Origin of the sequence: Saccharopolyspora terrae (assembly GCF_004348435.1) — a bacterium.
GTDB classification, from domain to species: Bacteria; Actinomycetota; Actinomycetes; order Mycobacteriales; family Pseudonocardiaceae; genus Saccharopolyspora; species Saccharopolyspora endophytica.
In genome coordinates this window covers 1-12,771 of sequence record NZ_SMKS01000047.1, presented here as the reverse complement: position 1 = coordinate 12,771, position 12,771 = coordinate 1, and the positions used below count along the sequence as shown (strand labels likewise).

Genomic DNA, 12,771 nt, shown 5'->3' with positions numbered 1-12,771 from the left:
CGGTGACCTGGCAAGACGAGTTGCAGAACCTCGACGCCGAACTCGCGGCGGGACGAATTTCCGCCGAAGAGTACCGACAGCGCAGGGACACCGTGCTGGGCAGGGCGCAGGGCGGCCAGACCGGGCCACCGCAGTCGAACCCGGACGGGTTCCCGCAGCAGGACCAGACACAACAGGCTGATCCCTCGTCCGGGGGGTTCCCGCAGCAGCAGCCCGCCCCGCAGCAACAGCAGCCGTCGAGCCCGTTCCCGCCCGCGTTCAGCTGGGGCGACGCCGCCAAGCAGCAGCCGCAGCAGGGTGGCGACGACGCCACGCAGGTCGTGCCGAACCCGTTCCACCAGCAGCAACAGCAGCAGCCGCCCGCGGACTCCAACAGCACCCAGATCGTCAGCGTGCCGCAAACCCCGCAGCAGCAACAGCAGTGGGGCCAGTCGCAGCCGCCGTGGGCCGGTCAGCAGCAGGGCCCGCAGGGTTGGGGCCCGGTGGAGACCACCGGCACGCCGTGGGGCGATGACCTGCCCGGCTCCGGCGACTCCGGCGAGGCGTCCTGGATGCGGCAGGGCCCGGAGGTCTTCGAATCCGCGGGCAAGTCCGGCAAGGGCAAGCTGATCGCCGGTCTGTCCATCGGTGCCGTGCTGCTGGTCGTCGTGATCGTCGCGGTGGTCTTCTACTTCACCAGCAGCAGCGGCGGTGGCCAGCCCGAGGGCGAGACCGCCGCTCCCCCGCCGCCCGCGCCGACCACCTCGCAGCTGCCGGCACCGCCCGCGGCCAAGGCGCCGCCGGCGACGACGCAGGAGGTGCTGGTGGCAGCGAACGGCCCGGCGCACCCGTGGGTCGGGCTGCTGGACCTGCCCAACCTGCAGGGCGCCAAGGGCGGACTGCTGCAGCCGAAGACCGTGCTCGACACCGCGTTCCAGAACGGCCTGGTCGAGGGCTGGTTCAACGGCACCGAAGGCGCGCAGCCGAAAACGACGCTGCTCGCGCTGAAGATGCCCGACACCAACGCCGCCCAGACCGTCGTCGAGAAGTACCTGGCCGCGCAGCAGGGCCTCTCCGAGATAAAAGACCTGTCCTACCAGGGCGTTTCGGTGGTCTCCACGGGCGCGACGTTCCGCACCGCCTACGTGGCGCACAACTACGCGGTGATCATCGACGTCAGCGGCCCGCCGGAGCAGAAGGACGCGGCCCAGCAGTCCTTCAAGGCCGTCCTCGACCAGCAGCTCGCTCAGACGCCGCCCACGGTCACCGGATAACCCGCAGCGCGGGAACGGCCGCTCCCCTCGAACTCCGAGGTGAGCGGCCGTTCTTCTTGCTCAGGCGCGACTCCGGGTCAGGTGTCGAGCTTGGTGAGCAGCGACTGGAGCGCCGTTCGCGACGCCGCCGGGCCGAACTGGGCCTCGATGGCGGTGCGACCCGATTCGGCGAGGGCCGACCAGGTCTCGTCCTCGGTGAGGAGCCGGGTCACCGCGACGGAGAAGGACTCCTCGTCGTCGGCGACCAGGACGTCCTGCCCCGGCTTGAGGTGCATGCCCTCGATCGCGACCGAGGTGCCCACCACCGGGACGCCGACCGCGAGGCTCTCGCCGACCTTGCCCTTCACCCCCGCGCCGAAGCGCAGCGGTGCGATCGTGACCCGGGCCTGCGCGTAGTGCGGCTCCAGCGACTCGACCCAGCCGTGCACCTCGACCCCCGGCCCCTGCAGGGCGCGGACCTCGTCGGTCGGGTTGCTGCCGATGACGTGCAGGACCGCGTCCGGGCACTGTTCGCGGACCAGCGGCATGATCTCGCGGGCGGCCCAGCGAGCCGCGTCCACGTTCGGCGGGTGGTCGAAGCTGCCGACGAACATCACGTCGCGGCGCCCCTCGACGTGCACGGGCGCGCGGTCGATCTCGTGCACGTTGGACAGCACCCGCACGTCGGCCTCGGGCACCAGCTCGCCCAGCAGCGTGCGCTCGGTCTCGGAGACCACCAGCGTCACGTCGCAGGCCCTGGTCAGGCCCAGTTCCATCTGCTTGGACGCGAACGCCTTGCGGCGCAGCGCCTCCGCGCGGTCGGTCTTGCCCTGCCGCTCGGCGAGCTCGGCCTCCCGCTCCAGCCGCAGGAAGTGCACGTCGACGGTGTCGTAGGCGATGACGGCCTGCGGTGCGCGGGTGCGCAGCTCCTCGACCAGGCTCCACGCGACCTGCGGGCGCGACAGCAGCGCGAGGGAGATCTCCGACCCGGCCTCGTGCAGGAACGCCTGCTGGAGCTCCGGCTGCGGCAGCACCGTCACGCCGATCTGCTGCAGGTTCTCGGTGTAGGGCTGCAGCGGCGCGTGGTTGGCGGGGAAGAACACCACCCGGTACCCCAGCTCCACCAGCTGCTGCAGCACCCGGAAGATCCGCACCGAACCCGAGTCGAAGTCCGGTCGCGGCACCTGGTGGTCCTTGACCAGCACGATCGGCCCGTGGTGACCGCGCGCGCCGCGCTGGCGCGCCAGCCACAGGTTGCGCGGAGACGCCTCCGGGAGGTGCTCGGCGCGCAGCACGTCCGCCCACTTCTCGGCGAAGACCTGCCGGTTGAGCTCCTGGTGCTTCTTCACCCCGGAACCGATGTCGGTGCCGTTGGAGACGCCTTCGTGGTGCACGACCACGGCCTTGGGCTGCACGACGGTGCGGTAGCCGGCGGCGCGGATCGCGAACGCCAGGTCGGTGTCCTCGTAGTACGCGGGCGCGAACCTCGTGTCGAAGCCGCCGACCTGGCGGAACAGCTCCTCGCGCACCAGGATCGCCGCGCCGGAGCAGTAGTCGACGTCGCGCAGCACGTTGAACTCCGCGCCGCTGCCGTCCGTCCCCCTCCCGTAGTTCCAGCCGGTGCCGTCGGCCCAGACGATGCCGCCGCACTCCTGCAGCCGCCCGTCCGGGTACACCAGCTTGGCGCCGACCATCCCGATCCGGGGATCGGAGGTGATGGTGTCGACCAGGACGTCCAGCCAGGACTCGGTGACCTCGGCGTCGTTGTTGAGGAAGAACAGGTACTCGCCGCGCGCGTGCTCGGCGCCGAGGTTGCAGGCGCCGATGAACCCGAGGTTGCGCTCGGCCCGCACCAACCGCACTCCCTCGCAGGCGGCGAGCTTCTCGGCGCTGTCGTCCGGTGAGGCGTCGTCGACGACGATCACCTCGAACGGCACCGACACCAGGTGGCCGCCGAGGAACCGCAGGCACTGGCGGGTGTAGGACCACTTGCCGTGCACCGGAACGATCACGCTGACCAGCGGCGCATCGCTGAAGGGCACCGGCAGAGGCCCGGTCTCGGCCTGCTCGGCTACCGCCGGGACGCCGGGCTTGCGGCCCAGCGCGATCTCGTAGGCGTCGCGACGGGTGGTGCCGCGCGGGGCGACCCGCTCGACGACCTGGCGGTACTTGCCGACCGCGCGCTGCACCAGCGCCGAGTTCTGCGCCGACAGCTCCGCGTTCTCGGCGGTGAGCCGCTCCGCGCGGCTCTCGGCGTCGGCGAGCTTGCTCTCGAGTCGGGCGGCGGTGTCGCGCAGCCACTCCACGCGGGCGGCGTCGCGCTGCGCCTGCAGGCCGCGTTCGCGCAGCTGCTCGCGGAGTTCGGCGAGCTCCCGGTGGTGGACGTCGGCGCGCTGCTCCTCGGACTTGCGCAGCTCCTCCAGCCGCGCGATGGCGCCCTTGAGCTCCTCGGCCTCGCCGCGACTGCGCTGGTAGAGCTCGTTGAGCTTGGCCACGTCGGCGACCGCTTCGTCGCGCTGCTCGATCAGCGCGGCCGTGTCGCCCGCGCGGGCCAGGGTCAGCTTCGCGTCGGTGAGCACCGCCGCCGCGGGGAGCTTCGGCAGGTGCTTGTCGGAGGCCACGCCCAGCAGGTAGGTGTGCGGGACGCCCTGGCTGACCGCCCAGTCGCCGGCCTCGTTGCGCTCGATGGTCTGCAGCCGGACGCCTTCGATCGCGGTGTCGCGGTCGCCGTGGTCGGCGGGCACCACCAGCGATCCGACGGTGACGTTCTGCTTGAGCACCGCCACGTGCCGGAAGGACTCCTCCAGCATCGACTCGTACTCGCGGGCGCTGAGCTCCTTGACGTGGAACGGGTTGTCGTTGCCGTGCTCGTGGCTGTAGACGGCGGTGTCGGGGGTGCTGGACAGGAACAGCCCGCCCTGCTTCATCCGCGACCGGACCAGCCGCAGCACCGCCGCGTGGTCGGAGACGTGCTCGATGGCCTCGAAGCACACCACGACGTCGAACGGCTTGGCGTCGGCGAGCAGGTCGGGGTCGGTGATCGAACCCACCTCGAAGCTGACGTCGCGGCCCGCGTAGTTGTGCCGGGCGTGCGCGATGGTCCGCTCGTCGATGTCGACGCCGACGACCTCGGCTCCCCCGGCGGCCAGCAGCGCGGCGCCGTAGCCCTCGCCGCAGGCGAGGTCGAGGACCCGCTTGCCCCGCGCGAACGGGGCTGCCAGGGCGTACCGGTGGTAGTGCTCGTAAACCACCTGCACGTCTTCGGTCCAGGGAACGCAGCGCTCCCCGGTCCAGTCGATCAGCCGCTCGTCCATGCGCCCCTCACCGAGTTGTGAATCCGCTCGCAGGTTATCGCCCCTCGGCAGGCTGCTGCGGCCGGTTCGGGAGAGGAACATGAGGACCTTCTCATCCCGGTTTCACCTGCGGTTGTCCCCGAGAGGTCAGAGTGGGTCCATGCGTTCCGTTCCCCGGGGAGTCCTGCTGCTCGCGGCCCTCGCACTGCCCATCGTCGCCGTGCTGATCAGCTTCGCGCTGACCGGCGGGGCGCGCTCGCCCGAGATCCCGGAGAGCGTGCGCGTCGGTAGCACGCCCAGCCCGAGCAGCCCCGGACCGTCGGCGGACGTGCCGGTGCCCGTCGTCCCCGGTCCGTCCGACGCGCCGCCCCCGCCGGCCGAGCTGCCGCCGCCCGCCGAGCTGCCGCCGCCCGCGCCCAACGATGACGACGACGATGACGCGACGGACGGCCATGACGACTGATCTGCCCACCCGCCCGCTCACCAGGCTCGGCGGTCGCCGCGGCACCCGCGTGCCCGCCCGGGCCCAGATCATGGGCTGGCTGCTGCTGGTGCTGGTCCTGGTGCTGCTGACGGTCATCGTGATCGTCCGCGAGTACCTGCACGACGAGGTCGACCGCCGGGTCACCAACTCGCTGGAGCAGGAGGCGAAGGAGTTCGTGGCCTTCGCCGAGAACGGGCAGGACCCGGTCAGCGGCCGGATGCTGGGCGACCCGGGAACGCTGCTGCACAACTACCTCGGCCACCAGTACCCGGACACCGACGAGGCGCTGATCGGCGCGTGGCCGGTCGCGGGCGGTCTCGGCGTCGTCTCGCAGGAGCAGACCGAGCCGATCAAGGCCGTCGCGCACGACCGGGCGGTGCTGCAGCGGATCATCGACGACCCGCGAGCGCACGGCGATCTGGACACCGCGGCCGGCCCGGTGCGCTGGGTGAAGGTGCGCGCCGAGACCGCGCAGGGCGGCAGCGCCTGGTTCGTCGTCGAGCACCACATCGCCGCCGAGACCGCCGAGGTCGACCGCAGCGTCCGGGTCCTGCTGCTGGTCAGCGCCCTGGGCGTGGTGCTGGCCGCGTTGATCGCCTGGGTGGTGGCCGGATTGATCCTGGCGCCGGTGCGGGCCGTGCGGCAGGCCGCCGCCGAGATCACCGAGCACGACCTGACCAGGCGCATCCCGGTGGAGGGCCGCGACGACATCGCCGCGCTGGCCGACCAGTTCAACGCGATGCTGGACCGGCTGGAGGACGCGTTCCGCATCCAGCGGCAGTTCGTCGACGACGCCGGCCACGAGCTGCGCACCCCGATCACGATCGTGCGCGGCAACCTGGAGCTGATCGGCGTCGATCCCGCCGAGCGCGACGAGGTGGTGCGGCTGTGCACCGACGAGCTGGACCGGATGACGCGGATCGTCAACGACCTGCTGGTGCTGGCCAAGGCCGACCGGCCGGACTTCGTCTCCCCCACCGAGGTGTCGCTGGCCGAGCTGACCAGCGACATCGACGCGAAGGTGCGGTCGCTGGGCGACCGGCGGTGGGTGCTGGCGGAGATGGGCGAAGGCGAGTTCTCGCTCGACGGGCAGCGGATCACCCAGGCGATGGTGCAGCTGGCGCAGAACGCGGTGCAGCACACCTCGCCCGGGTCGACGATCCGCATCGGCTCCGCCGTCGGCGACGGCACCGTCGAGCTGTGGGTCAGCGACGAGGGGCCGGGCGTCGATCCTGGCGAGGTGGAGAAGATCTTCGAGCGCTTCAGCCACGGCAGCGGCCGCAAGGGCGGGGCCGGGCTGGGCTTGGCGATCGTCCGGGCGATCGCCGACGCGCACCACGGCCGGGTCGTGGTCCGCTCCGCGCCCGGCTCGGGAGCGACCTTCCGGCTGGAACTGCCCGCGAAGACCACGGGAGACGAGGCATGAGCAAGATCCTGATCGTCGAGGACGAGGAGCGCATCGCGGCGTTCATCGAGAAGGGCCTGCGCGCCAACGGGTTCACCACCACCGTCGTCGCCGACGGGGACACCGCGCTGCACCACCTGGTCGACGGCGGGTACGACCTGGCCGTGCTGGACCTGGGGCTTCCCGGCCGCGACGGGTTCGCGGTGCTGCGCGAGGTGCGCGCGAAGAGGGCGACGCTGCCGGTGGTCATCCTCACCGCGCGCGACACCGTGCACGACACGGTCGCCGGTCTGGAGGGCGGCGCGGACGACTACATGACCAAGCCGTTCCGCTTCGAGGAGCTGCTGGCCCGCATCCGGCTGCGGCTGCGCTCGGCGGAGCGGGCCGAGGAGATCACGGTGCTGCGCGACGGGGAGCTGTCGCTGGACCTGCGCACCCGCCGCGCCCAGGTGCCCACGGGCACGGTGGACCTGACGGCGCGCGAGTTCTCGCTGCTGGAGCTGTTCCTGCGGCATCCCGGCCAGGTGCTCAGCCGCGAGCAGATCCTCTCCCACGTCTGGGGCTACGACTTCGACCCCGGTTCCAACGTCGTCGACGTCTACGTCCGCGCGCTGCGCCGCAAGATCGGCAACGGCCACATCGGAACCGTGCGCGGCATGGGCTACCGGCTCGGCGGCTAGGGTGTCGGCCGTGAACTCCTACTTCCACCGCGTCACCCCGCCGCCGGCCCGCTGACGGGCGGCGCAGTTCCTCCACGACGATTCCGGTGAGAATCGTCGGGTTCTCGCTCGGGTAGGCGCCTCCCGTTCGACGCGTCCTGGTCGTTCGAGGGGAAGAGTTCATCTTGTCCGTTGAGTCTGTTGAGGCCGTCTCGGTGTCGGGCCGGCGCGCGTTCCTGCTCGGGCCGTTGCCCGTGCTGCTGGCCGCGGCGCTGTGGGGCACCACCGGGACGGCGGCGAGCTTCGCTCCCGATGCCGCCAGCCCGTTGTCCATCGGTGCCGCGACCATGGGTATCGGTGGGTTGTTCTTGCTGCTCATCGGTGGCCGGTCAGCGTTGGCCGTGGTGCGTTCCGGCGGGTCGTCGCTGGTCGTGGGCGGGTTGTCGGTGGCGGTGTACCCGCTGGCGTTCTACTCGTCGATGGATCTGGCCGGGGTCGCCGTGGGAACCGTGGTGACGCTGGGTTCGGCGCCGTTGTTCGCGGCGGTGCTGGAGAGGGTCGCCGACGGGATCCGGCTGGATCTCCGGTGGGCCGGTGCGGCGTCGCTGGCCGTGCTCGGGCTGGTGCTGATCACCGGTGGCGATTCAGGCGCGGACTCGACCTCCACTGTGCTCGGGTCGCTGCTCGGACTGCTCGGTGGCGCCGCCTACGTCGGCTACTCGTGGACCGCGACGCGGTTGATGCGGCGCGGTTGCCGTTCCCGCGCCGTCATGGGCGCGCTGTTCGGGACCGGAGCGCTGGTGCTGCTGCCGGTGCTGGCCTTCACCGGTGGCCCGCTGCTGTCCTCGGCCTCCGGGCTGGTGGTGGCCGGGTACCTGGCGGTGGTGCCGATGTGCCTGGCCTACGTGCTCTTCGGCGCCGGGCTGCGACGCACCTCCACCACCGTGGCGACCACGTTGAGCCTGCTGGAGCCGCTGGTCGCGGCGCTGCTGGGCGTGCTGGTCGTCGGTGAGCGGCTCGGCCTGGGCGCGTGGTGCGGGATCGGGTTGATCGGTCTCGCGCTGGTGCTGGTGAGCCTGCGCCGCTGACGGATGTGCACAGTTGTGGATAAGTCTGTCCACAACTGTGCATAACCACGCCTGAGCGTGCCTATCAGCGCAGCTCACAGCCCTGTGGATAACTTCATCCACAGGCTTGTGGAAAACCCTGGATGAAGGCGCTCTCACCGGAGGTTCACGGAAGTCTCAGGCCCACCCCGGAGAGTCTTCCTCGTGCAGGTCAACAGCGTGGAAGCAGACCCGGTCGCCGGGTGGGGATGGGCCGTGGCGTTCACCCTCGCCGGCGTCGGCGTCTTCGGGGTCCTGGCCGTGCTCACCGTCCCGGCCCAAGGGCTCGACGGGTCGCTGAGCCGCGACGCGGTGCTGACGCTGGTGGTGTTCGGCGCGGCCGTCATCGGGTGGACGCGCGCGAAGGTCGACGACACCTTCGTCGCGCTGCTGGCCGCCGCCGTGCTCGCGGTGCTCGGGGTGCTGGAGTCCGAGCGGCTGTTCGCCGCGCTCGGCGAGGACCAGATCTGGCTGCTGGTGGCCGCGTTCATGCTGGCCGCCGGGATCAACCGGACCGGACTGCCCGCGCGGCTGGCCCTCGGACTGGCCGGCCGGGCGCGATCGCCCCGGTCGCTGTGCCACCTGCTCACGCTCGGCCTGGTCGGCACCGCGCTGCTGATCCCCAGCACCAGCGGCCGGGCCGCGATGGCCGTGCCGCTGCACCGGGGGCTGGCGTCCGCCCTGCCGGACCGGTTGGTCCGGACCGTCGGCCTGCTGGTGCCGGTGGTGATCCTGCTGTCCGCCGTCGCCACCCTCACCGGCGCCGGAGCGCACCTGATCACCAGCCAGGTGCTCGCGGCGACCACCGGCGAAGGCATCCCGTTCGGCTGGTGGCTGTGCTGGGGACTGCCGTTCGCGCTGGTCAGCTCGCACCTGGCCGCCGAACTGGTGCTGCGGACCGGCGGTGCGGACCGGCGGACACCGCTGCGCGTGGACGTGGCCGAGCTGCGCGCCCAGCTGGACGTGCCCGAGCGGATGCGGCCGGCCGAGATCCGCACCGGAGCGCTGCTGGGGGTCGTGGTGCTGCTGTGGAGCACCGAATCCTGGCACGGGCTGCCGCCCGCGCTGATCGCCCTGGGCGCGGCGCTGCTGGTCACCTCTCCCCGCTTCGGGACCGTGCCGATGAAGGCGGCCGTCGGCGAGATCCCCTGGTCGCTGCTGCTGTTCATGGCCGCGACCGGTGCGCTGGGCACCGCGCTGACCGACTCCGGTGCGGCGAGCTGGATCGCCGGTCACGCGCTGGTCGGCGACAGCCCGGTGACGCTGCTGGTCGCGGTCGTGGCGCTGAGCACCGCGCTGCACCTGCTGGTCGCGTCCCGGTCGGCGCGGTCGGCGGTGCTGATCCCGCTGCTGGTGCCCGCGGCGCTGGCCGTCGGGGCCAACCCGATGGCGGTGGCGTTCGCCTCGACCGCGGCGGCCGGCTTCTGCCACACGCTGCCGTCCTCGGCGAAGCCCCTCGCGATGTTCGCCGAGCACTACGAGCCGCGCGAGCTGCGCAGGCTCGCCGTCGTCCTGGGGCCGCTGACGGCCGCGCTCGTGCTGCTGTTCTCCCTGCTCGTCTGGCCCCTGCTGGGTTTGTCCGTCTAGTCCACCGTGGAGGAAAGAAATGTTCCGCATCGTCGTCGCGCCGAGCGGTTTCAAGGAATGCCTGGACGCTGAGCAGGTCGCCGACGCCATCCAGGCGGGCATCCGTCGGGTCATCCCCGGAAGCGTGGTCGACACCGTGCCGCTGATCGACGGCGGCGAGGGTTCGGCCCGGCTGCTCGCCCGCGCCACCGGCGGCACGCTCGTGCCGGTGACCGTCACCGGTCCGATCGGCGATCCGGTCACGGCCCACTTCGCGCTGCTCGACGACGACACCGCGTTCGTCGAGATGGCCGCCGCGGCGGGCTTATCGCTCGTCCCGCCCAGCAGACGCGATCCCGGCCGCACCACGAGCCGGGGCGTCGGCGAGCTGATCCGCGCGGCGCTGGAAACCGGCGCTCGGCACGTCGTCGTCGGCTGCGGCGACTCGGGCATCTGCGACGGCGGCGCCGGAGCGCTGCAGGCGCTGGGCGTGCGGATCACCGACGAAGCCGGCCGGGAGATCGGGCCCGGTGGCGCTGAGCTGCTGCGCGCCCACCGCGTCGACGCCTCCGGCCTCGACCCCCGGTTGTCCGAAGTGGACATGACGGTCGCGGTCAACCCGCGCAACGCGCTGTGCGGTCCGGACGGGGTGGCCCGCCGCTACGGCCCGCAGAAGGGCGCTTCGGCGCAGGACGTCGAGCTGCTGTCCTCGGCGATGTCGAACTGGGCGCGGCTGCTGGACCCCGACCTGGCCGAGCTGCCCGGCGCCGGTGCCTCGGGCGGACTGGCCGCCGGGCTCGCCGGAGTCCTCGGAGCGCGCCTGGAATCCCGCTTCGACGTGTTCCTGACCAGCACCGATCTGGAGCAGCGGCTGCGCACCGCCGATCTGGTGATCACCGCCGAGGGCGCCATCGACGCGTCCACCGCGCTCGGCAAGATCCCCACCGAGGTCGCGCGCCGCGCCAAGCGGCACGGCAAACCGGTCATCGCGCTGTGCGGCACCATCGGGCCGGGCGCCGACACCAGCTACGAGCACGGGATCGACGCCATCACCGGAATCCTCACCGGTCCGGTGGCGCTGCCCGACGCCATCACCAGAGCACCGGCGCTCATCACCGACGCGACCGCGCGAACCCTGCGGATGCTGCTGCTCGGGACCACCCTCCCGGCCGCGTGAGCTCAGCGGCCCGCCGCGTACCCCTGGGCACCGCGCGGGTTGGCGGCGGCCTTGAGCAGGCCCGACTCCGGATCCCTGGACACCGCGGAGAGGCGGCCGAGGGACCACGGGCCGTTGTCCTCCACCAGGTGTCCCCGGGATTCCAGCGCGGCGATGGTGTCGGCACCGAGGCGGGATTCCACCGCCACAGCACCGGGTTCCCACTCGCGCGGGTAGAACGAGCGGGGGAACGCGGTGCTGTGCCAGGCGGGGGCGTCGATGGCGGCCTGCAGGTCGAGCCCGCCGTGGACGTGGGCCAGCCAGAAGCACAGCTGCCACTGGTCCTGCTGGTCCCCGCCGGGGGTCCCGAAGGCCAGCGCGGGAACGCCGCCGCGCAGCGCCAGCGACGGGCTCAACGTGATGCGCGGGCGCTTGCCCGGCACCAACGAGTTCGGCAGCCCCTCCTCCAGCCAGAACATCTGGGCGCGACTGCCCAGGCAGAACCCGAGTTCGGGGATGGTCGGCGAGGACTGCAACCACCCGCCGGACGGGGTCGCCGAGATCATGTTTCCCCAGCGGTCCACGACGTCGATGTGCACCGTGTCGCCGCGGCTCTCCCCGTTGGGCAGCACGGTCGGCTCGCCGATGCCGACACCGCTCGGATCCGACAGCCCGCCGACGCCGCGGCTCTCGGCGACGAACGCCGGTAACCCGGGCGTGCGTCCGCCGGGCGAACCGGGCCGCAGGTCCAGCGACGCCGTCGCGCCGATCAGGTCCCGGCGTTGCGCGGCGTACTCGTCGGAGACGAGGTCGGCGAGCACACCGGGGTCGGCGGAGTCGCCGTACCACGCTTCGCGGTCGGCGAACGCGAGCTTGGTGGCCTCCACCGCCGCGTGCACCACGTCGACCGGCGGAACACCGTCCACGTAGGACACCGGGAGGCCTTCCAGCAGCTTCAGCTGCTGGGCGAGCGCCGGTCCCTGCGACCAGATGCCGAACTTCGCCAGCGTCCATCCGCCCGGCAGGTCGACGGTCAGCGGCTGCTCGTAGGTCGTCTCGAACTCCGCCATGTCCTGCGCGGTGAGCACGCCCGCGTGATCGCGGCCCGAGTTGTCCCGGTGCGGGATCCGCGCGAACTTCTCGACGGCTTCGGCCACGAACCCCTGCGACCACGCCCGGCGCCCGGCGTCGATCTGCGCCTCCCGGCCGGTCACCGACTCGGCCTCGGACAGCAGCCGCTCCCAGGTGTCGGCGAGCACGGGATTGCGCACCACGGAACCCGGTTCCGGCACCGAGCCGCCGGCGTCGAGCCAGCGCTGCGCCGAGGTCGGCCAGTGCTGCCGGAACATGTCGGCGACCAGGCCGATGGTGTCGCTGATGCGCGGCACGATCGGACATCCGCCGCGCGCGTAGCCGATCGCGTAGGTCAGCACCTCGCGCAGCGTCTTGGTGCCGTGGTCGCGCAGCAGCGTCAGCCAGCCGTCCCAGGCGCCGGGCACCGTGGTGGCCAGCAGTCCCGTGCCCGGGATCAGGTCGAGGCCGAGTTCGTCGCGGTAGTGCTCGATCGTCGCCCCGGACGGCGCCGGTCCCTGCCCGCACAGCGCGCGCGGTCGCGGGTCGGCGGCGGTGGCGAACAGCGCCGGGACCTCACCACCCGGCCCGTTGAGGTGCGGTTCGACGACCTGCAGCACGAACCCGGCCGCCACGGCCGCGTCGAAGGCGTTCCCATCGTCCTCCAGCACCGCCATCCCCGCCGCCGAGGCGAGCCAGTGCGTCGAGGCGACCATCCCATGAGTACCGGCGAGCTCCGGGCGAGTCGTGAACACCCGCCCACCCTAGATCTCCGACACCCCCGTGACGAGGGTTCGAC

Annotated in this window: 9 protein-coding genes; 7 read left to right on the top strand and 2 right to left on the bottom strand. The window is 72.2% G+C overall.

All coding sequences use genetic code 11. From position 1 onward, the window contains the following. Positions 1 to 2: 2 nt before the first annotated feature. Positions 3 to 1,253: a hypothetical protein gene (locus E1181_RS22385; protein WP_132677619.1), complete on the top strand. Its 1,251-nt coding sequence runs from the start codon at positions 3 to 5 to the stop codon at positions 1,251 to 1,253. A gap of 77 nt (positions 1,254 to 1,330) precedes the next feature. Here E1181_RS22385 and E1181_RS22380 read toward each other — a convergent pair whose 3' ends face one another. Then, positions 1,331 to 4,546, bottom strand: a complete 3,216-nt coding sequence (locus tag E1181_RS22380; protein WP_132677618.1) for a glycosyltransferase — start codon at positions 4,544 to 4,546, stop codon at positions 1,331 to 1,333. Positions 4,547 to 4,685: 139 nt separating this feature from the next. Here E1181_RS22380 and E1181_RS22375 point away from each other — a divergent pair, with 139 nt between their 5' ends. The 6 genes from E1181_RS22375 to E1181_RS22350 all read left to right on the top strand — a co-directional run bounded on the left by E1181_RS22375 (position 4,686) and on the right by E1181_RS22350 (position 10,922). Continuing rightward, positions 4,686 to 4,988: a hypothetical protein gene (locus E1181_RS22375; RefSeq protein WP_132677617.1), complete on the top strand. Its 303-nt coding sequence runs from the start codon at positions 4,686 to 4,688 to the stop codon at positions 4,986 to 4,988. Next, the gene (locus E1181_RS22370; RefSeq protein WP_132677616.1) at positions 4,978 to 6,435 is read left to right on the top strand and encodes a sensor histidine kinase; all 1,458 of its coding nucleotides are present in this window, start codon (positions 4,978 to 4,980) and stop codon (positions 6,433 to 6,435) included. The genes E1181_RS22375 and E1181_RS22370 overlap by 11 nt, the downstream gene beginning before the upstream one ends. Continuing rightward, positions 6,432 to 7,094: a response regulator transcription factor gene (locus tag E1181_RS22365; protein ID WP_132677615.1), complete on the top strand. Its 663-nt coding sequence runs from the start codon at positions 6,432 to 6,434 to the stop codon at positions 7,092 to 7,094. The genes E1181_RS22370 and E1181_RS22365 overlap by 4 nt, the downstream gene beginning before the upstream one ends. Positions 7,095 to 7,258: 164 nt before the next feature. After that, complete coding sequence (locus E1181_RS22360; protein WP_165944718.1) at positions 7,259 to 8,161, top strand: DMT family transporter; 903 nt, start codon at positions 7,259 to 7,261, stop codon at positions 8,159 to 8,161. 183 nt (positions 8,162 to 8,344) lie between these two features. Further along, complete coding sequence (locus tag E1181_RS22355; RefSeq protein ID WP_235876954.1) at positions 8,345 to 9,766, top strand: SLC13 family permease; 1,422 nt, start codon at positions 8,345 to 8,347, stop codon at positions 9,764 to 9,766. A 19-nt stretch (positions 9,767 to 9,785) separates the two neighbouring features. After that, positions 9,786 to 10,922: a glycerate kinase family protein gene (locus E1181_RS22350; protein WP_132677614.1), complete on the top strand. Its 1,137-nt coding sequence runs from the start codon at positions 9,786 to 9,788 to the stop codon at positions 10,920 to 10,922. 2 nt (positions 10,923 to 10,924) lie between these two features. On the opposite strand, the gene E1181_RS22345 is transcribed toward E1181_RS22350, so the two are convergent. After that, positions 10,925 to 12,727 carry a gamma-glutamyltransferase family protein gene (locus tag E1181_RS22345; RefSeq protein WP_132677613.1) on the bottom strand — a complete coding sequence of 601 codons (1,803 nt, stop codon included), beginning with the start codon at positions 12,725 to 12,727 and terminating at the stop codon, positions 10,925 to 10,927. Positions 12,728 to 12,771: the final 44 nt, after the last annotated feature.